The organism is Streptomyces reniochalinae, assembly GCF_003323735.1.
Taxonomy (GTDB): domain Bacteria; phylum Actinomycetota; class Actinomycetes; order Streptomycetales; family Streptomycetaceae; genus Streptomyces; species Streptomyces reniochalinae.
Window position 1 is genome coordinate 44,989 of sequence record NZ_QOIM01000040.1, and the last position, 18,814, is coordinate 63,802.

General features: G+C 70.8%; 18 protein-coding genes. 6 read left to right on the top strand and 12 right to left on the bottom strand.

Going from position 1 to position 18,814, the window contains the following annotated elements; translation table 11 throughout:
* Positions 1 to 26: 26 nt before the first annotated feature.
* The 8 genes from DQ392_RS22060 to DQ392_RS22095 form a co-directional block, all read right to left on the bottom strand.
* Positions 27 to 2,090: a type IV secretory system conjugative DNA transfer family protein gene (locus DQ392_RS22060; protein WP_114017429.1), complete on the bottom strand. Its 2,064-nt coding sequence runs from the start codon at positions 2,088 to 2,090 to the stop codon at positions 27 to 29.
* Positions 2,087 to 3,694, bottom strand: coding sequence for an ATP/GTP-binding protein (locus tag DQ392_RS22065; RefSeq protein WP_245981827.1), 1,608 nt, complete (start codon positions 3,692 to 3,694; stop codon positions 2,087 to 2,089). The genes DQ392_RS22060 and DQ392_RS22065 overlap by 4 nt, the downstream gene beginning before the upstream one ends.
* Positions 3,695 to 3,798: 104 nt before the next feature.
* A complete protein-coding gene (locus DQ392_RS22070; protein WP_114017430.1) occupies positions 3,799 to 5,292 on the bottom strand; it encodes an SCO6880 family protein in 1,494 nt (497 codons plus the stop codon).
* Between the two features lie 124 nt (positions 5,293 to 5,416).
* Complete coding sequence (locus DQ392_RS22075) at positions 5,417 to 6,769, bottom strand: hypothetical protein (RefSeq protein WP_114017431.1); 1,353 nt, start codon at positions 6,767 to 6,769, stop codon at positions 5,417 to 5,419.
* Between the two features lies 1 nt (position 6,770).
* Complete coding sequence (locus DQ392_RS22080) at positions 6,771 to 7,538, bottom strand: DUF8175 domain-containg protein (RefSeq protein WP_114017432.1); 768 nt, start codon at positions 7,536 to 7,538, stop codon at positions 6,771 to 6,773.
* Positions 7,538 to 7,813 carry a hypothetical protein gene (locus DQ392_RS22085; protein WP_114017433.1) on the bottom strand — a complete coding sequence of 92 codons (276 nt, stop codon included), beginning with the start codon at positions 7,811 to 7,813 and terminating at the stop codon, positions 7,538 to 7,540. The genes DQ392_RS22080 and DQ392_RS22085 overlap by 1 nt, the downstream gene beginning before the upstream one ends.
* A gap of 60 nt (positions 7,814 to 7,873) precedes the next feature.
* Complete coding sequence (locus DQ392_RS22090; RefSeq protein WP_245981767.1) at positions 7,874 to 8,179, bottom strand: hypothetical protein; 306 nt, start codon at positions 8,177 to 8,179, stop codon at positions 7,874 to 7,876.
* Positions 8,180 to 8,190: 11 nt separating this feature from the next.
* Positions 8,191 to 8,727 carry a DUF6668 family protein gene (locus tag DQ392_RS22095; RefSeq protein WP_147266560.1) on the bottom strand — a complete coding sequence of 179 codons (537 nt, stop codon included), beginning with the start codon at positions 8,725 to 8,727 and terminating at the stop codon, positions 8,191 to 8,193.
* An 888-nt stretch (positions 8,728 to 9,615) separates the two neighbouring features.
* Here DQ392_RS22095 and DQ392_RS22100 point away from each other — a divergent pair.
* From DQ392_RS22100 to DQ392_RS22115, 4 genes are all read left to right on the top strand, one after another.
* Entirely contained in the window at positions 9,616 to 10,515 is a 900-nt protein-coding gene (locus DQ392_RS22100) for a lytic transglycosylase domain-containing protein (RefSeq protein WP_114017436.1), read from the top strand.
* 91 nt (positions 10,516 to 10,606) lie between these two features.
* Entirely contained in the window at positions 10,607 to 11,632 is a 1,026-nt protein-coding gene (locus DQ392_RS22105) for a hypothetical protein (protein WP_114017437.1), read from the top strand.
* A 392-nt stretch (positions 11,633 to 12,024) separates the two neighbouring features.
* Positions 12,025 to 12,576, top strand: coding sequence for a sigma-70 family RNA polymerase sigma factor (locus DQ392_RS22110; RefSeq protein WP_114017438.1), 552 nt, complete (start codon positions 12,025 to 12,027; stop codon positions 12,574 to 12,576).
* 255 nt (positions 12,577 to 12,831) lie between these two features.
* Positions 12,832 to 13,323, top strand: coding sequence for a phospholipase (locus tag DQ392_RS22115; RefSeq protein ID WP_114017439.1), 492 nt, complete (start codon positions 12,832 to 12,834; stop codon positions 13,321 to 13,323).
* 44 nt (positions 13,324 to 13,367) lie between these two features.
* Here DQ392_RS22115 and DQ392_RS36005 read toward each other — a convergent pair whose 3' ends face one another.
* Positions 13,368 to 13,598 carry a hypothetical protein gene (locus DQ392_RS36005; RefSeq protein WP_114017440.1) on the bottom strand — a complete coding sequence of 77 codons (231 nt, stop codon included), beginning with the start codon at positions 13,596 to 13,598 and terminating at the stop codon, positions 13,368 to 13,370.
* Between the two features lie 113 nt (positions 13,599 to 13,711).
* A complete protein-coding gene (locus DQ392_RS22125; protein ID WP_425470578.1) occupies positions 13,712 to 14,113 on the bottom strand; it encodes a hypothetical protein in 402 nt (133 codons plus the stop codon).
* Positions 14,114 to 14,293: 180 nt separating this feature from the next.
* Between DQ392_RS22125 and DQ392_RS22130 the strand changes: the two genes are divergently transcribed.
* Both DQ392_RS22130 and DQ392_RS22135 read left to right on the top strand, forming a co-directional pair.
* On the top strand, positions 14,294 to 15,136 hold the full coding sequence (locus DQ392_RS22130) for a helix-turn-helix domain-containing protein (RefSeq protein WP_114017441.1): 843 nt from the start codon (positions 14,294 to 14,296) through the stop codon (positions 15,134 to 15,136).
* A complete protein-coding gene (locus DQ392_RS22135; protein ID WP_114017442.1) occupies positions 15,118 to 15,327 on the top strand; it encodes a DUF397 domain-containing protein in 210 nt (69 codons plus the stop codon). The genes DQ392_RS22130 and DQ392_RS22135 overlap by 19 nt, the downstream gene beginning before the upstream one ends.
* A 175-nt stretch (positions 15,328 to 15,502) precedes the next feature.
* Here the strand turns inward: DQ392_RS22135 and DQ392_RS22140 are convergent, their stop codons facing one another.
* Together DQ392_RS22140 and DQ392_RS22145 are read right to left on the bottom strand one after the other, a co-directional pair.
* Entirely contained in the window at positions 15,503 to 17,032 is a 1,530-nt protein-coding gene (locus DQ392_RS22140; RefSeq protein ID WP_425470579.1) for an amino acid permease, read from the bottom strand.
* 237 nt (positions 17,033 to 17,269) lie between these two features.
* Positions 17,270 to 18,679 (bottom strand): type III PLP-dependent enzyme domain-containing protein, encoded by a 1,410-nt coding sequence (locus DQ392_RS22145; RefSeq protein WP_114017443.1) that lies wholly within the window; start codon positions 18,677 to 18,679, stop codon positions 17,270 to 17,272.
* Between the last annotated feature and the right edge of the window lie 135 nt (positions 18,680 to 18,814).

An 18,814-nucleotide genomic window follows, 5' to 3' on the forward strand; every position in this document is an offset into this window, starting at 1 on the left:
GCCGGGACGGCTTCTCGAAAAGGTCGCTAGGACGTCGCTTCCCGGGTCCACCTGAACCCGTCGTCGGGAAGGCCGGGCGCCGGGGCGCTCTGCGGCGGCCCACCGTGGTCGGCGTACGGGCCGCCGTCCGTGTACTCCACGTTCTCCGGCCAGGGTGCGCTCTCCTCGAACGTGGCGTACCCGGCGTCCGCCGGATACGCGGGCTCACCCGGGTACGGCGCGTCGTACGCGAACGACTCGTCGTCCGGGTACGACGCGTCGTGCGGGTACGACGCGTCGTGCGGGTGCCCGCTGTGTTCGACACCGACGCCCATGCCGGCCGGCACCGCTTCGCCCCCCGTGTGCCGGGCCCACGCCCGTGCCGCCCGTTCGGTGATGGCCTCCGTCTCGGCCTTGGCGGCTGCCGAGATGACCGCCGCGTCGGGCTCCTTGTACCAGGGGCGGAGCCGGATCAGTGCGGGCTTCACACCGGTGGCCAGCAGCAGGGCCCTGCCCTTGGGCAGGGCGCGGATCTTGTCCGGGGGCAGGATCGGGTCGAGCCGGTAGGAGACCGAGCGGGAACCACCGTCGCTGCTCTTGGAGTAGGAGGAGGTCTTCACGTCGTGCTGGCCGACGAGTTTGGAGACCTTATCGACGAAGTCGGCGTCGTCGAGCCCGGCGCCCAGCAGCTTGACGGTGGCGGCGCTCCACAGCGCGTCCATGCCGGCTTCTCCCCACACCCGTGCGCCCTGGCGGTAGCTCTGGAGCAGCGTGACGACGTTGATGCCGCGGGAGCCCAGGTGGCTGTAGAGGTCGGGGAGGTCGGAGATGCGGCAGACGTTGGCTGCCTCGTCCAGCACGGCGGTCATCGGGGGGTCGAGGCGGCCGCCCATGCGCTCGGCTGCGATCACTCCGGCGCGCAGGGTGGCGTCGGCGAGTCCTGCGATGACACCGGCTGCGGAGCCTCCGCCGTCCTTGGAGAGCAGGTAGAGGGTGTCGCGGCCGAGTACGTGTTCGTGCGGCCGGAACTCCGGCAGTGCGGGGTCGGGCGTGACCCAGGCGGCGATCTCGGGGTCGAGCAGGCAGGCGACGCACTGCCTGGCCGTCTCGTAGATGCCGTCGCGGGTCTCGACCGCGCCGCGCACCGTTCCTTGGAGCTGGTCGGCCATGGCGGTCATGTCGGCGTCCCGCAGCAGGTCGACGGGGGTGCGGTCGGCCGGGTCGGCGAGCCAGCCGAGCAGTTCGGTGACCGAGGCACCGCCCCGCGCCGCGGCGAGGAACAGCGCCGTGATGGTGTTCTGGGCCGCCGAGATCCAGAAGTCCTTCTTGGAGGCGTCGTCGTTGACGGAGGCGACGAAGTGGCCTGCCAGCCTTCGTGCGCCCTCGATGGTGTCGCAGTCGGCCAGCATGTCCCACCACATGGCGCGCGGGACGTGGGCGATGCCCTGCGGGTCGAACGTCCATACGACGCCGGTCTGTTCACGTGCGGCCCGGGTGACGGCGTAGACGTCCGACTTGTTGGACGTCAGCAGCACGGCGCCGCGTGCCCGCAGCACCCGGGGGACGGCGATCCCGGTGGACTTGCCGGCGCGCGGCGCCATCAGGTCGAGCTCCACGTCCTCGAAGGAGGAGCGCAGCTCCGGGCCCCTGGGTTCCAGGTCGCCGAGCAGGTTGCCCGTCTCGTCCGGGTGCAGTTGGTCGAGGCCCTTGAGGGAGGGGCGCAGTTCGCGGGCGCGGGCCGCGATGCCCCGGGGGCACATCGCGGCCAGCTCCTTGGCCCCCGCCAGCCCCTTCGTGCGGGAGGAGCGCTTCGTGCCGCCCAGCACCTTTCGCACGGCGAGGGCCACCAGTACGGCGAACGCGCCGAACACCGCGCAGATCCCGGTCCACACCGCCCACGGCGACGCGTCGGGCCACAGTTCCGTCGCGCCGCGGGTGAGGAGTGAGGCCAGCAGGAGGGGGGAGAAGGCCGGCGGATGCCAGCCCGCGCCGCTGAGCAGCGCCGCGCCCAGCGTCCCGCCGAACCAGATGCCTCCCGACGTCATCAGGGCCAGGGTCACCACCCCGACGATGGCCCAGGGCCAGTGCTCGGTTCCGCCTCTTCCGCTCATGCGGTCCTCCTGTCGGGATCCGCTCCGCTGGCGGGTGCAGGTCCGCCGACCGGGGCGGGACCGTCCACGGGCGCCTGCCCGTTGACGGGAGCCGCCCCGTTGACTGGGTCGGGACCGGCGGTCGGTGCCTGCTCGACTCCGGCCCCGGAGCCGGGCTCCCCCTGCTGCGCGGGGGCGTCGTTTTGCACCCAGCGGATGTTGGTGTCGTGCAGTCGGCGTTCGGTGTCGGTGATGGCGACCTTGATGGGGAGTCCGGGCCGGCCGCCCACCTTGATCAGGAAGCGGCCCCGGCCCGGCGGTTCCTCCCGGTCTCCGGTCACGGCCCAGCCCGGCGGCGAGGACCAGGAGGAGACCAGCTCGATCTCCCGCTGGGAGAGCCCGACGATCTTGCCCAGCTCCTCCATCTCCGCCCGCGGCAGCCCCGCGCACACCACCATGCCGGCGCGTTCGACGAAGCCGCGTGCCTTGGCCCGGTCGGCGTCGGTGCCCAGCGCCTCGGCGTCCTTGAGCGTGTGTGTGATCTTGGCGTCGCCCATGCCGAGCGTGCGGTTGAGGCGGGTGAGCGCGTCGATGCGGTCGACGATGCCGGAGGCGGCACGCAACGGGCGCCACAGCTCGTCGAGCACGGTGAAGAACCAGCGCCGCGGGGTGAGGCCCTCGTCGGCCAGGGCGTGGGAGGCCGCCACCGAGCCGAGGCCGTCGGACCAGGCGGCCAGCATCGCCGCGGCGGTCAGCTGGGTGTCCGCCTCACCGATGCGGGAGATGTCGATGCACACGGCGGGCGCGTGCAGGTCGACCCTGGTCGAGGTCTCCGAGGCGAAGGTGTCGCCGAGGGGGCCGTCGAGAATGCCCAGCAGCGAACGGTGCAGCGGGTCGACCGCGTCGCGGTACCGCTCCTCGTCCCCGCGGTCCAGCGTCACGGCGCGGATCCGGTCAGGACCCTCGTTCAGTACCTTGAGCACGTCCGGCAGCAGCGGGGCACGGCCGGGGGGAAGGCGCTCGCGCAGATGGTGCAGCACGGCCGAGACGACGGCCTGTTCGTGGTCGTCCATGGGGCGGCCGCGGACGATCCCGATCAGCGCGGCGACCATGTTCAGCACCCGCCCGTGCGCCTCGGCCTTCAGCGCTTCACCGGCCTTGCCACCGATCCTGGCGGCGACCGCGCCCATAGCGCCCGGGTCGAGCAGGTTGATGCCGCCCGTGCCCCGGCCGATGGAGATGACCTGACCGCCCAGGGCGCGCACGGTGTCCGCGTAGTCGGGCTTGAGGTCGCCGAGCACCAGCGGCACCACGCCCGTGGCGGACAGCCCGATCAGCATCCGGTTGACCAGCGTCGACTTGCCCAGGCCCGGCATGCCGAGCATGAACAGCGACGGGTTGGAGATGTAGCGCGCCCTGGTGAACCAGGAGAGCGGGTCGCCGCACACCGTGGCGCCGGTGTGCAGGTGCTGCCCCAGCGGTACGCCGGACATCGGGGCGCCGGAGCCCGCCGCGAACGGCCACAGCCCGCACGCCTGTACGGTCGTCGCCCGCCACATCGTGGGCGGGTCCATGCCGCCGACCTGCCCGCCGCCGGGCCCCGGCCAGCCGCGCGAGGGAGCCATCCGCTCCCGTGGCGGCGCCTTCTGCTGCTTCTTCCGGTTCTTTCCGCCCGGCCCTTGCGCACCGAGGGGTGCCTGGGCGCGCTGCTGGTTCCTCGCGCGCGGACTCACAGCATCTCCCGCAGGTCGCGCGGGACCAGGGTGAGCTCCCAGGGGAGGAGCCCGGTGGGGAGGGTGCAGCTGAAGGCCGCGGCCTGCATGCGGTCGGCCGGGCGCATCGACAGCCGTGCCGCACCCTGGAGGTTGCGCATGGCCGCGCTGGCGTCGGCCAGTTCCTCCTCGTCGTCGACGGTGACGGTGAGCATCAGCGAGAACTCCACCAGGCCCGCGCCGGTCGCCTCCTCCTGCGCCGTCTGCTCGGCCGCGCGCACCTCGGTGGCGGCCCGCGCCTGGACCATGCCACGGCCCGAGGTGGCCATGAACTGTGCCGCGCGCCGGTCGGCCTCCACGATCCGCGCCGAGGTGGCGGGGTCGATGGGCCGGTAGAGCAGCGCGACCCGCTTGCGGCGGGTGCCGGACGAGGGCTCCAGCAGCCCCCTCAGGACGTTGGCGCGCACCGTGCCGCGGGGAGCGAGGGTGAGCATCCAGGTCCGGGAGACGCCCGAGTCGTGCTGGTAGGAGCCGACGTCCTCGTAGCAGGCCGCGGGGCCCGAGTCGTCCCACTCCAGGCCGGTACCGCCGTGCCGGGCGCGCAGGTCGAGGACCTCTCCCGCGACGGCCGGGTCGTAGGCCACCCGTACGACCTCGGCGATGCGCTCGGCCGACAGCGGGTAGGCGACGCCGCCGCCCGCACCGACCAGTCCGGACAGCAGCCCGGGGATGCGGGTGGCGATCTCGGTGATCAGCTCGTCGTGTTTGACCTTCTGCCCGGCCGGGACCCCGTAGGTGAGGGTGATGTAGGTGTGCATCTCGGAGGAGGCCTGCGGGTACCGTTCGACGACCTCCTCCATCACGGCTCGGGCCGCGGGCGGGGCGTTGGGGTCGAGGCGGGGCAGTACCTCGTTCGCGAGCCGGGTGCCCGAGTCGGGCGCCGTCTCGACGATGACGGAGGCGCCGCGCAGGCCCGTCTCGTGCGAGAGCCGGGACAGCCAGCCGCCCCACGCGGCCACCCAGTTGTCCACCTGGTCCGGGTCGACCAGGGAGCCGCCGTCGGGCTCGCAGGCGAGAACGATGGTGTAGAAGTTGCGGCTGCGGTGGAAGAGGACCCCGAAGTCGCGGTCGTAGGCGTCCCTGCCCTCGCGCATCTGCATCCGGCCCAGCAGCCCGGGCGGCTGGAACCGCCCGCCCGTACGGCGCGACAGCGGCCCGGACACGTAGGTGGTCGATCCCTTGGACTTGCGGCGGATCCAGCTGATGCGCAGGGCGACCAGCTGGAAGGCGTTGCGCCCGTCCTGCGTCCGGATCAGCAGGGGGCCCAGTACGAGGCCCATCGGGACCAGCACGACGACCGCTGCCGCCATGGAGATCAGTGAGGCCAGCAGCGTGATGACGAGCCCGCCGAACAGGCCCGCGGTACCGAGCATGCCGAAGGGCCCGAGCCCCGGCCTTCTCGGCCTTCGCCAGTTCCCGTATGTCGGGCTCGACGCGGCGTGGGTTGACATGCGTTGCTTCCTTCCGTGTCCCTCGGTCCGTGCCCCCTCGCGGGAGGGGAAGGAGACTGCGGGTTACTGGCGGGGCGTGCGCGCCGGGCACTGTCAGGCCAGGTGCGCACGCCCCGAGTGGGGCCTACTGGTTGAGGCCGTCTTCCTGTCTGCCGCCTTCGAGTGAGCCGGTGGCGAGGTTCGCGGTGCCCTTGGCGAGACCCTTGGCGGTTTCCGCGGCCACCGCCACGGCCGCCGCAGGCCCTGCCGCTGCGCCCGCACCCCGTGCGGCACCGCTGGGTCCGCCGCCGGAGCCCCGTCCTGCGCCTCCGCTGCCCGAACCGCTGCCGGAGCCGCCGCCCGAACCGCCGCCTTCGGAGCCGCCGCCCCGGGAGCCGCGGCTGCCCGTCGGGCCCGAGCCGTTCGAACCGCCCCCACCGGACGAGCCACCACCGGCACTGGCCATAGCGGGCCCGGCTCTGCCCGCGGGCCCTGCCCGGCCTCCGGACCCGGCCTGTCCACCGCCGCCGGCCGACCCGGAGGGCCCGGATCCACCGCCCGACCCGCCGTCGCCGTTGCTGGAGAGCCCGGACGTGGCGATCGACTTGGCCCCGGAGGCGATGCCGCCCGCTCCACCGGTGACCGCCCCGCTGTAGGCGCCGCCGCCGCCCAACGCGCCCACAGCGGGCACGATCAGCTTCAGCAGTGCGGGGAGGGCGATGGCCGCAAGCAGCATGACGCAGATACCGGCGATCTTGACGTGAATCCTGTCACCGGAATCCTTGAGATCCTCCATGTCGCCGCTGAGCATCTCGGTTCCCGCATACATGATGAGTGCGGCCGCGGGTTTGTAGAGCAGCCAGGCGACCATCCAGCCGAGGTGCTTGCGCCACCAGCCGCCGCCCCAGTTGCTCATGGAGGCCGCGGCCGCCATCGGCAGCGTTCCGAACAGCACGATCATGACCGCGAGACGGATGTACAGCATGATCCCGTGGATGATGGCGGCGATGAGCATCAGGAACGCGAGAATCAGGTACAGGAAGGCGGGGATGTCCTTCGAGGACGTGCACATCGAACTCATCATCTGGTCTTCTATCGCCAACCCGTACAGGTGATTGGCGAAACCGTCGCCGATAACGGCGGCCGACGTCACGATGGTCGTTCCTCCGCCGGCCACGATGATGAGCCGTATCATGCCCCGCAGCGCGGTCTGCCCCGCTTCCCCCTGACGCTCGGCCGCCATCTTGATGCAGGCGAAGATGAGCGAACCGATGGCCACGTACACGACCAGCCATTGCAACTCGCGCTGGGCCGGTTTCGACGCACCCACCGCGAAGGTGGGGATGTTCGAACTCAGCGCCTGGAAGGCGCTGAGAGCGGCCTTCATGACGAGGTCCCCGATCCCCTTCATGATGGTCCCGACGGGATCTCCCAGGAACTCGAAGAAACCCTTCAGGGCATCGAGGAACGGATTCCCCGAACTACATGGACTAGCCATGTCAGGCCGCTCCCCACTTGATGAAACCGTTACTGTTCACGCCGGAGTCCGACGTGCCGAAGAGCGCCCCGTCCGAACGCGGCTCCACCTTCCAGTCGCCGCCGCTCCACCGCATGGACACCGTCGCCACTCCCAGACCACCACTGGCGCCCTTGATGAGGAGGCGCACCTGGGTCGTGTTCTTCGTGAAGGAACCGACGAAGAACCCCGAGGGAACACCCGCGTCGTCGTCCGTCGTCTGCGACTGCCCGAGGCTGGATCGCTGAGAGATGAAGGCATCACGGCCCTCTCCCGCCACGAGTTGCTGCTCCGCCACGGTCCGCCAGTCGGTGGTGCTCATGTGCGTGAGAATGCTGTGCGCGGCCATGACCGCCCCCATCGGCGTGTGCGCGTAGCACCACCACACAGGGCCGCTGTACCGGGTGGGACCCGCCGAAGGTGAGGTCGGCACCGTGACGCCGTTCAGGTTCTTCCACTCCACGTCCTTCGGTGCGGAGGCCGGCCGGCCGGCCTCCTCGTCCTTCCCGGTGTCACAGCCTTTCGGCCGCTTCCCCGGGGCCGGCCCACCGTCCTTCGTGTCGTCGGTGGACAGCGGGCCCTTCACGGCTTCAGGGGGCGCGGCGTCGGCCTCGCCGCCGGATCCGCTTGTGAGGAAGGAGACGGAGCCGATGACGACTGCGGCACCGAGGAACACCGCGGAGGAGACCCAACTGCGCTGTTTCCAGTACTCCGCGGGTTCCTCAGTCCGGCTCTTTCTGCGTCCGAACATCACTTGAAGATCCAGCTGGCGAACGGGCCCGCGGAGGCGACGAGGCAGCAGCCGGCGAGCACCATGCCCAGGCGGCTCATGTGCTCGGAACTCTCACCGCGCTTGAGGGAGATGCCCATCATCGCGCCGGTGACCACGATGCCCAGGACACCGGCCGCGGTGCCCGCCCAGGCAGCCAAGTTGAGCATCTGTTGGACCTTGTCGCCGAGCCCCTCGGGTGCCTCACCCTCCGGCTGGGGAACGTTGGCCAGGTAGTAGAGCATGGACGCCTTCATGAGTATTCCTTCACGTCAAGGTGTGCTGACAGGGGACGACGCCGGGGTGACCGGCGGTTTTCAGACAGCGTTCGGGATGAACCACTGAACGAGCGGAGCGGCGGTGGTGGCGAGGACCGAGGCCAGCAGCACGATGAACAGCCCCCGGCCGTACGATGCGCCCTCGCCCATGTCCCCCCGGCGCAGTTGGAGGGTCAGCTGGGTGCCGACGATGATGATGCCGAGCACCCCGGCCGCGGAGGCCCCGTAGGCCAGCCAGCTGAGGATCTTCGACGCTTCCTCTACCGCATCCGCCTTTCCCGGTTCCTTCTTCTCGGCCAGCTGCATCAGTGGTTCGACTGATGCCGGATCAAGTACATGGCTCACTACACTCATCGTCATCCTTCATGCCTTCCGGGCCTGTTGATCGGGCTTCCCGCCAACGCCGCCAGGGAGCGGACGGCCTTCGGCAGAGCCCCGGTCCGCTTCTCCCCTCGCCACGCCGGAACCCAGGGGACCCGGTGCACGTCCGCGACCGAGCGCAGAACGCGGACCCGCTGGAGCAGGTGAAGCGGCAGGCGGCCCGGTGCGTCGGCCACGAGGACCACGGCGAGCAGTTCCACACCCTCCGGGTGCTGCCCGGTGTGCAGGGCCTCCAGGGCACGGGACGCCGCACGCAGGCCCGTCGCGTGCGTACGCGCCACGAGCAGTACCCGCCCGGGGTCGCCCTGGGAGAGGTCGGGCCAGTGGCGTCCCAGATCGCTGCCGCCCACGACCTCGGCGAGCGTGCTCGTCCCCGCCCCACCGTGCGCACCGACCCAGCTGACCAGGGCGCCGCCGGGCGCGGAGACCTGGCGCGGTGCCGGGTGCCCCGGCGACTGTCCGGGAACGGCCGGTGAGGGCAGTACGGCCGGACCGTCGCCCGGCAACGACACCGGTGCGGGTTGTGGGGTGGGCTGCTGTGCGGACGGTACGGGGTGTTGCGGTGCCGGTTGTTGCGGTGCGGGTGCGGGTGCCGGCTGCTGTGTGACCGGCGCGGGCTGTTGTGTGACTGGTGCCGGTGCCGGTTGTTGCGGTGCCGGTGCCGGCGCCGGTGCCGCCGGTGCCGCTGCCTGTTGCTGTGGTGCGGGCGTGGGCTGCTGGACAGCGGGCGTCGGCTCCCTTGCCGGTGCGGGCTGCTGGGCAGCCGGTGCCGGCTGCGGGGCAGGCGTGGGCTGCGCTGGTGCCGACTGCTGCACAGCCGCGGCGGGTTGCTTCGGTGCCGGCTCAGGCCGCTGTGGCTCCGGCGCTGGGTGATACGACGTCGGCGCGGTCTGCTGCGGAGCCTGCGGCGCTGCCTGGGCCTGCACAGCTGCCTGGGCCTGCGGGGCCTGCGCGGCCGTCTGGGTCTGCGGGGCCGGTTGGGGAGCCTGCGCGGTCTGTTGCGCGACCGGTGCGGCCGTAGCAGCGGGAGGGGACTGCTCCGCGCTCGGGCGGGCGGACGACTCGTCCGCCCCGGCACGCTCGGGGGCCTCCCCACCGGGTTGGGCTGCGGTCGGTCCGCGCACCCACATGTGCGGGCCGGCGGACGCTGATGGGGGGACGCTCATCGCGGGCCAGCCTCCTCTCGTTGAAGAACTCCTGTGCTGCCGCGCCTTCGTGACCCGGACGGAAGCGGTCGGCGCGAAGTCGATTGAACTGTTTCGGCGTCGCTCCCGTTCGGTGTGCAGCGCGTTGTGCTCCGTCGGAGAGGCACAACGGGACTTCAGCGGAAGTGGTTCACCGTTCCTGGCAGTCGGCCCGGGATCGGTGCGGCGGCAGAGGTGGGGAAAGGAGGTGCACCCATGAGCGACGACGGCGGAGGAGCTTCCAGCAAGGCGGCCATGATCGGTCTGGCGAGCCTGGGCTGTGGGTGCATGTCGTTGCCCGTGGCGGCGGCCGGACTCGTCGTCGTGCTGATCATCTTCGGTGGGCTCGGTGTCCTCTTCGCGCCGATCATCGCCCTCATCCTGTTCTTCGGTGGCGGCGGGAGTGGCGGGGACGGCGGCTCGGGCATCGACACCGACGAGGTCTCCGAGTCGGTGCAGGGCGACGGGAAGGGCGACCTGGACGAGAACACCATCCCCGACGACCTGGCGGACACCATCGAGGAGGCCGGCGGGATCTGCGACGTCATCGGCCCCGTCGTCATCGCGGCGCAGATCGAGCGTGAGTCGTCCTTCAACAAGGACATGCTCGGGCCCAACGGTGAGGAGGGCATCTCACAGCTTCCGCCGGACAAGTTCGAGGAGTTCGGCGAGGACGAGGACGACAACGACGAGACCCAGGCGACCGATCCCGAGGACTCGATCATGGCCCAGGGCAGGTACATGTGTGACCTCGCCGAGAAGATCAAGCCGCTCGTCGACAGCGGCGAGGCCATGGACGGTGAGAGTGTTCTGGACCTGACGCTGGCGGCGTACGCGGTGGGCCTGGACGCGGTAAAGGAAGCCAAGGGGGTGCCCGCGACCAGCGAGGCTCAGAGCTACGTGGCGGGTGTCCGCGCGAACTTTCCCCGGTTCGAGGGCATCGGAGGTTCTGTGGCACCTTCCGACTTCCCTTCCGAGAGCATCCCCTCGACCTCGAACCCCAGCGTGTCCTCCCCACCCAGCCCGGACAAATCTCCCTCGCCCGATCCCGAAGACAGTGGCTCGCCCGACCCCCAAGACAGTGGCTCGCCGGACCCCGAAGAGAGTGGAGAGTGAGCACCGCATGCTTTGCACGCCCGATGACACAGCACTCGGGCACCGGCCGGCGCAGTCGGACGACGACGCGGCACCACGGGACGGTGTAGCGGTGGCGGCGACGCGGGACGGTGCCGCACCCTCGGGCGACCACGCCGAGGCGGCGCGGGAGGACACCGGCGAGACGCACACGTCGGCAGCGGCCGGACGTTTCGAGTTCCTCATCGCCCAGGACGGCGCCGTTTCCCTCAACGGTGCGCGTATGCCGGTGGGGGAGGGGGAGGAGGTGCACGTCGCCGTGCTCGACGCGGCGCACCGCGCTGCCGAGGAGCGCGGCGAGCCGGTCGAGGCGACGATTTTCGACATGCGGGGCGAGGGCTATGCGACCTACGTCAGGGTCGCGCCGGACGGCTCCAGTCAGCTCGTGGAACCGGATGCCGGGCCGGGGCCGGCTTCGCAGGAGGCTTCGACGGCGCCGCCCGAGGGTGCGTCCGCCTCCGAGGCCGCGCCTGTGTCCGAGCCCGAGTCCGGAGCCGAAGTGGATTCCGACTCCGAGTCCGAGTCCTGGGCCGAAGCGTCTTCCGAACCTGAGCCCGGACCCGAATCCGAACCGGAGGTTGAGTCGGAGCAGAGGGCGGAACCGGCCGGTCCCGCCCAGCCAGTGGTTCCGGAGGAACTCCGGGACGCCGTGGCGCACATCAACCGGGCCGCGGCCGTGGGTGAGACGCAACGCGCCATGGTGCTGGCGTTCCGGATGCGGGAGCACGCCGTGCGCACGTACGGAGAAGCGCACCCCTACACGGTGGAAGCCCGCGATCTGGAGGCATATGTCGCCTGCCTGGCCGGCGACTACACCAGTTCCACGGCCATTTACCTCGAACTCGCCCGGCAGTGTCACGAAATGGGCGACCCCCGCGCACACGGATATCTCGAGCGAGCGGTCGGAAACTGGCACATGCTCACCGATCCGCGGCCGATGCGCACGTACGGGCGTGAGTTGCTCGCCGCCTGGTCGCGGCTTTCTTCGGAGTCGGGCCCGACGGCGAAGGACATGGCTGTGCTGCGTCGGGTTCGGCGCCGGCTGGAGGCGTTCGTCGGCACGGTGCGTGCGACCGGCGCACAGGGGGGTGACGCCTGACCAACTCCGGTTTTCATTCGGCTCTTCGATCCGATGTACGCCGCTGACCAGCAGGATCAACATCCGATTGACGCCGATGTACGCCGGTGCCCGAAGCCCGTCTTCAGAGGTCTATGTGACTGGCATCACACAAAGTGGGGCCAGTTGTCGTGAACTCCCCTCGTGAAGCTCGCATCTAAATCCTCGTAAGGCAGATTAAGCACCTGGTTTTACGGGATGCGGCTTTTCATGCCTTTTGTGGGGCGCTGCCGTGCGCCGTCCTCAAGGCAATCGGTCGTCAAAGGCATGTGCATCGCCCCTCACCAAACTCTCGGTTTCGTGAGGGGGCCCGCCGCGCGAGTCCCGAGGCCAGTCCGCCGTGTCCGGCGGCTCGAATCGAGGGGATACATCCGGTGAGCTGGATCGTCTTGGGGTCGGACGGCGCGACGAGCGCCCAGGAACGGGCGACGCGCTCGCTCTACGAACAGCACGCACGTCCGTTACAGGGTTATGTGCTCCAGCTGCTGGGGGGTGACCACCAAAGGGCTGAGGACGTCGTGCAGGAGACGCTGTTGCGCTGCTGGCGCAACCAACAACTCGTCGGCGGACGTGGACAGGACCTGCGCCCCTGGCTGTTCAGGGTGGCGCGCAACCTCGTCATCGACGACTACCGCCTGCGCAGCGCACGCCCCAAGGAAGTCGACGGCACCGCCTGGCTGGAAGACGTACTGGCCGACACCGACGATGTCGACCGCGTGCTCTCCTCGCTGGTGCTCGTGAAGGCGTTCCAGACGCTTTCGCCCGCGCACCGGGAGGTGCTGTACGAGACGTACTACACGGGACGGTCGACTCGTGAGGTGTCCCGCGTGCTCGGCATACCGCCTGGCACGGTGAAATCGCGGCTCTACCACGCGGTGCGCAACCTGAGGCAAGCGCTGGGAGTACCCGAGGCCGGCGTGCGGTAGACCGCCGCCCGTACCCCACTGCGTACCCCGCCTCCTCCCGCCGCCTGGCGCGGCACGGCCCACGGGCGCGTATCGCGCCCCGGGTGCCACGGGAGGAGGCGGGGTACGCGCGAGCGCGCATCCGTGGGGGCCCGTGCGAGTGAAACCCTCCCCGAGAACGCCGAGTTGGTCTGTCGCTCGGCGTACGGGTCCGTCACGATGGTGACGCCCCGCACACCCAGCGGGGCACCCGGGCCCGCTCCCTCGGAGGTCTTCATGCGCCGCCGCTACGCCCTACCCGTTGCCGCCGCCGCACTGGCGCTCCCCGCCGCCCTTGTCCCGGCCGGCTCCGCCTCGGCGGCTCCCGCCGACAAACCGCAGGTTCTCAGCTCCTGGACGCAGACCAGCGTCTCCAGCTACAACGCCTGGAACGCGGCCCGCCAGAACCAGGGCCAGTGGTCGGCCTACGGCTTCGACTGGTCGACGGACTACTGCAGCTCCTCGCCCGACAACCCCTTCGGCTTCCCCTTCCAGACCGCCTGCGCCCGCCACGACTTCGGCTACCGCAACTACAAGGCGGCCGGCCTCTTCGACGCCAACAAGGCCCGCATCGACTCGGCCTTCTACGAGGACCTCAAGCGCGTGTGCAGCGGCTACTCCGGTTCCACGAAGACCGCCTGCAACTCGACCGCGTGGACGTACTACCACGCGGTCGACATCTTCGGCCTCAAGGGCGCGGACGAGGCCGCCTCGGAGAAGGCCGCCTGAGCCGCCGTACGTGCGTGCACTGAGGGGCAGTCACACAGGCGCAGTCATATGCCGTCGCCTTGCGCGTGCGTGCCGATGAAGCGTGCGGCATGAGGCGGCGGCGTCACCGGTAACCCGCCCCTGGTCAGCCGGCCGCGACTGCGGGCGTTCACCTCCGCGACGCGGGCGCTCAGCAACTCGGCGTGGGTGAGGAGCTGGACGCGGTCGGGGTCCGCGTCCCACTCGCGGCCGCCGGCGAGCGGACGGAGCTGGAGGTGGGGCCCTTCTGCTGCCATGACGACTCCGACGCGGTCGCGCGCGGGATCGCGCACTGCGGAACCGACGGCGGGTACCGCGGGGCCGGTTGTCGGCGGCGGTGCCTCGGGGGCGTCACCGTCGTCGTGCCCTGTCACCGCCCGGCGCCCCGAGCGATCACGGCAGCGAGGGCGAAGGCCACCGGCGCCGAGCAGACCCCGAGGTGGATGAGGGCGTAGCGCGCGGCGGTCCGCGAGTCGGCATCGAGGGGCGCGTGACCGTCGTCGTGAGCGGCGGGGCCCGGACTCCCGGGGCTGTCAGGGCCGGACACGGCGTCGCGCCACGGAGTGCGTACGTCCATGGCCGGGAGCTGGATGCCTGCCTGGGTGAGGGCTTCGGCGAGGGCGTCCCTCGCCTCGACCGCCTCACGGACCCTCGTCGGTTCTGCGGGGGTCCGGCCTTCCGTCCAGGCACTCAGCTCGGCCGACCCACGGCGCATGTCGTCGGGGCGCTCGTGGTCGGTGTGGGGGTGGGGGAATCGCGGATCGTCGGTCATCAGTGCTGCTCCGTTTATCGCTCGATATGCGTATTCGCTCCCTCGCGTGCGTCCGGTGAACTACCGTGCGTGAGGGAGGCGTTACCAGGATGCGTCCCCGGCTGAGCTGCGCACACCGTGGACCGGTGGTGGTTCCCCGGCAGGTCGGCACACGTTCCACACGTTCCACGGAGGTGCACGATGCCGACGAGGCGAGCGGTCACCGGGCGCAGTCGCGAACCCCGCGCCCGGTTCGCGGAAGAGCTGAGGGCGCTGCGGACCCGGCGCGGCGAGAGTTTGCGTCAGCTGGGGGAGAAGCTCGGCTGGGACTGGTCCCTGTTCGGGAAGATGGAGAACGGCGAGACGCTGGGCGGACCGGAGGTCGTCGAAGCGCTCGACCAGTACTACGGCACCCCCGGTCTGCTGCTGGCTCTCTGGGAGCTGGCCATCAACGACCAGACGCAGTTCCGCGAGCGCTATCGGCGGTACATGGCGCTGGAGGCCAAGGCCACCAGCCTGTGGCACTTCGCCGTGAGCGTGCTGCCCGGGCTGGTGCAGACCCCCGGCTACGCGAGGGAAGTCCTGGCCGCGGGCGGGCTGAAGGGTGAGGAACTGGAGCAACAGGTGCAGGCCCGGATGGGACGGCGGGCGCTGCTGGAGGGCGAGGACGCGCCACCGTTCCGGACGATCCTGTCGGAGGCGGCGCTGCGGACGCCGCTGCGGGATGTGGGGGAGTGGCGGGAGCAGTTGGCTTATGTGGGGGAGGTGGCGGAGCGCGCGGATGTGACATTGCACGTGTTGCCGTTCCGTGCCGGGCTGCATGGCCTGGTCGGAACCGACATGTGGTTCCTGCGTCAGCCGGACGGACGTACTGTGGCGTACAGCGAGAGCACCTACCGGGGCGATCTCATCGAGGAAAACGCTGCGGTCGAGCGATTGCAGCGCGCTTACGATGCGATGCGTGACTTGACGCTGTCCCCGGTCGAGTCGCGGAAGTTCGTCCTGCGCATGTTGGAGGAAGTGCCTTGTCATCCCTCGACCTGAGCGCCGCTACCTGGCGTAAGAGCTCCTACAGCAATCCGGACGGTGGCGCGTGCGTCGAGGTCTCCGACGACTTCGCTGCCGTCGTTCCCGTACGAGACAGCAAGAGCCCGCACGGGCCCGTGCTCTCTTTCGGGTCTGCCGGGTGGGCGTCGTTCGTGTCCGCCGTGCAGGCCGGTGAACTGAACGCCTGACGCCGACGAGGTGACGCGAGGCGGCTCCGGCAGGACGACTGCGCGGGGCCGCCTTCGCGTGACCGGCCTCGGACGAGATCGACCGGACGCGTCGCGTGCGGCTTGGGCGTGCGACACGCAGGCACAAACGGCCCGGGCGGCGGCGCGTCACCCCCTTGGCCGGTGACGCACGAACTCACCCCCGCGACCCCGCCGTCCCACCTGTGGCCTCGGAGGACTCCGAGGAGGGCTTGGGCCCGTCGCGCCGTGCCGCCATCGCCGTCACCCGGTTCCGTACGGCGTACCAGCCCGCGCACAGCGCCAGCGCGATCAGCGGCATGCACACCACCGACCAGGTACCGATGTCGCCGTCGCAGGCCATCAGGACGACGACCAGGAGGAGGAAGGCGAGCGTCAGATACGAGGTGAAGGGGGCGCCCGGCAGGTGGAAGCCGCCGTCCTCGGCACGGCCCTCGCGCACCCTGCGGCGCAGCGCCAACTGACACAGAATGATCATCGCCCAGGTGCCGATCATGGTGATCGCGGAGAAGTTCAACACGATCGAGAAGGCACGCTCGGGAACGATGTAGTTGAGCACGATGCCGAGCAGGTAGAAGGACGCGGTCAGCAGGATGCCGCCGAACGGGACGTGCCGGCGGTTCATTTTCGTGGTGAAGTGCGGCGCGGAGCCGGCCAGGCCCATCGAGCGCAGCGTGCGGCCCGTCGAGTAGAGGCCCGAGTTGCAGCTGGAGAGGGCCGCGGTCAGGACCACGAAGTTCATGATCTGGTCGGCGCCGGGGATGCCGACGCGGCTCATCAGCGTCACGAACGGCGACTCGTCACCGCTGTACGCGGTCCACGGCAGCAGCAGGACGAGCAGCAGCACGGAGCCGACGTAGAAGACGACGATGCGCCAGGAGACGGAGTTGATCGCCTTGGGAATGACCTTCCGGGGGTTCTCCGTCTCGCCCGCGGTGATGCCGACCATCTCGATCGCCGCGTAGGAGAAGACCACACCCTGGACGATGATCAGCGCGGCCAGGAAGCCGTGCGGCAGCAGACCGCCGTGGTCGGTGATCAGCTGAGGGCCGCCCGCCTCGCCGCCCTGGACGGGGTGGCGGCTGGCCAGCAGCCAGCAGCCGATGGCGAGAAACGCGATGATCGCGGCGACCTTGATCAGGGCGAACCAGAACTCGAACTCCCCGAACCACTTCACGGAGATCAGATTGGCGCCCAGCACCACCAGCAGCGCGAACAGCGCGAGCGTCCACTGGGGGATCTCCCGCAGGGCGCTCCAGTAGTGCAGATAGACGGCGACCGCAGTGATCTCCGCGATGCCGCTGCATATCCAGTGCAGGAAGTACACCCAGCCGGCCACGAAGGCCGCCTTCTCGCCGCCCAGCAGCTCCCGGGAGTAGGAGACGAACGAACCGGACGTCGGCCGGTGCATCACCAGCTCACCCATGGCGCGGGCGATGAAGAAGGCGAACAGGCCGGTGATCGCGAAGACGATCACCAGCGAGGGCCCCGCGGAGTTCAGCCGTTCACCGGCGCCGAGGAACAGCCCTGTACCGATCGCGCCCCCCACGGCGATCATCTGGACCTGCCGGTTGCGCAGGCCCGACGCGTAGCCGTCCTCGCGCACCAGTGTGCTTTTGGCGGGCGCGGTGCGCTCGGGGGACTCGGTGGTCACCCCGCCTCCGCGGGTCTCGGCTGCGTTCGCCATACGTCTTGGCTCTCCGTGGATCGGGGCACACCTGTGTCCCGGCACGCCGTACGGCGCACTGGGGGTGTGCCTGTGTGGACAGGACCCGGCGCCCTGACGGGCAGGGCGAGGCACCCTACGGACAGGGCTGAGGGCCCTGGCGGGCAGGGCTGGGTGCCGGTCCGGGCAGCGCCGGACCGGCTGTCCTGAGGACGTCAGAACCCGAGGATCCGAAGTCGGGACCTCACGATCCGAGGGTCAGGAAGCGGATGAGGAGGCGAACCGGTGTGGCTCACCGGCCCGGCCGGCCGGTGCGTCCGCACGGCCGGTCAGTGCCTCGGTCAGCGCGCCGCTCTGCGCGGCACCGCTGTCCGCCAGCACCTCTTCGATCCGCTGCGCAGGACGCACCAGCGAGAAGCTGACGCGTCCGGCGCTGTCCCGCCGGAAACCGTGCACGGCCGGGCGGGGCAGGCTGTTGTACTGGAACGGGGTGGAGAAGTAGTAGGCGCCCGTGTCCCACAGCGCCACCACGTCTCCCGGCTCCAGCTCGGGCAGTGCTGTCTCGCGCGCCACCAGGTCACCCGCGAAGCAGCACGGCCCCGCTACATCCTGCACCATCTCGGACGTGCCCTTGGGCGCGCCCTCGGCGTCGAAGGCGCCCACCCGCAGCGGCCACGCCCCCGGCGCGAACGCCGTGCGGGTCGCCACGTGCGCACCCGCGTGCGTGACGGCGATCCGGCGGCCGCCCGCGGTCTTGGTGTACTCCACCAGCGCGGCGATGAACCCCTGCTTGGCGAGCAGGGACCGACCGAACTCCGTGACGATCGTATAGCGCCCGTCGAACAGCCCCGGCACCGTGTGCCGCAGCAGGTCCGCGTACGCGGCGAACGAGGGCTCCGTCTCGTCGCCCGCGAAGTTCACCGGCAGGCCGCCGCCGATGTCCACGGTGTCGATCTGCTGCCTGCCCGCCTGACGGTTGATCCGTTCGGCCAGCTCGAAGACGACCCGTACCGACTCGGCCATCAGCTCCAGCGGCACCCCCTGGGAGCCCGTGTGGGTGTGCAGCCGGGTCAGCCAGGGGCGCGCCAGGTAGCTGTCGACGATCCACTGCTCCGCGCCCTCGTCCCGCAGTGCCACCCCGAACTTGGAGGTGGCTGTCGCGGTGCTCATCGCCCCGATGGAACCGGTGCCCACCTGCGGGTTGATCCGCATGCCCAGCGGTGCGCCGGGGCGCGGGCCCGCCGCCTCGCGCTCGGCGACCAGCGCGTCGAGCCGGGCGAGCTCCTGCGGGTTGTCGGCGTTGACGGCGACCCCGCTCGCCAGCGCGTCCCGCAGCTCGGGGACGGTCTTGGCGGGGGAGTCGAAGACGGTGCGCCCGGCGGGCACGCCCGCGGCCCGGGCCAGCTCCAGTTCGCCGGGGCTGGCCACCTCGCAGCCGATGCCCTCCGCGTTCAGCAGCTCCAGCACGGGCACGAGGGAGGCCGCTTTCACGGCGAAGGTGTGCAGCACGGGGGCAGGCCCGGCGAACGCGGCGTGCAGCTCCCTGGCGGCCTCACGGATGCCCTCGACGTCCAGCAGGGCCACCACCGGTGCGTCGGGGCCGAGCAGCCGCTCGCGGACCGCTGAGGCGATCGCCTCCTGTCTCCGTGTCACGGCCTCCAGTACCACGCGGGTGCTCCTCTCTTGCGCCGGTTCGGATGCCGTCCACTCTGCGCGGCGGCGCGGGGCCGTGTCTGCGGCGGATGGGCCGAAGCTGCCGAGAGGACGATGTGCGAGAGCACAACGGGAGCCCGGGAAGCGGAC

What these genes read in the sequence shown, in the direction of transcription:
- DQ392_RS22060 (WP_114017429.1), bottom strand. Translation starts at nt 2,090, where the DNA reads ATGAGCGGAAGAGGCGGAACCGAGCACTGGCCCTGGGCCATCGTCGGG.
- DQ392_RS22065 (WP_245981827.1), bottom strand. Translation starts at nt 3,694, where the DNA reads ATGGCTCCCTCGCGCGGCTGGCCGGGGCCCGGCGGCGGGCAGGTCGGC.
- DQ392_RS22070 (WP_114017430.1), bottom strand. Translation starts at nt 5,292, where the DNA reads ATGTCAACCCACGCCGCGTCGAGCCCGACATACGGGAACTGGCGAAGG.
- DQ392_RS22075 (WP_114017431.1), bottom strand. Translation starts at nt 6,769, where the DNA reads ATGGCTAGTCCATGTAGTTCGGGGAATCCGTTCCTCGATGCCCTGAAG.
- DQ392_RS22080 (WP_114017432.1), bottom strand. Translation starts at nt 7,538, where the DNA reads ATGTTCGGACGCAGAAAGAGCCGGACTGAGGAACCCGCGGAGTACTGG.
- DQ392_RS22085 (WP_114017433.1), bottom strand. Translation starts at nt 7,813, where the DNA reads ATGAAGGCGTCCATGCTCTACTACCTGGCCAACGTTCCCCAGCCGGAG.
- DQ392_RS22100 (WP_114017436.1), top strand. Translation starts at nt 9,616, where the DNA reads ATGAGCGACGACGGCGGAGGAGCTTCCAGCAAGGCGGCCATGATCGGT.
- DQ392_RS22115 (WP_114017439.1), top strand. Translation starts at nt 12,832, where the DNA reads ATGCGCCGCCGCTACGCCCTACCCGTTGCCGCCGCCGCACTGGCGCTC.
- DQ392_RS36005 (WP_114017440.1), bottom strand. Translation starts at nt 13,598, where the DNA reads ATGGCAGCAGAAGGGCCCCACCTCCAGCTCCGTCCGCTCGCCGGCGGC.
- DQ392_RS22125 (WP_425470578.1), bottom strand. Translation starts at nt 14,113, where the DNA reads ATGACCGACGATCCGCGATTCCCCCACCCCCACACCGACCACGAGCGC.
- DQ392_RS22130 (WP_114017441.1), top strand. Translation starts at nt 14,294, where the DNA reads ATGCCGACGAGGCGAGCGGTCACCGGGCGCAGTCGCGAACCCCGCGCC.
- DQ392_RS22140 (WP_425470579.1), bottom strand. Translation starts at nt 17,032, where the DNA reads ATGGCGAACGCAGCCGAGACCCGCGGAGGCGGGGTGACCACCGAGTCC.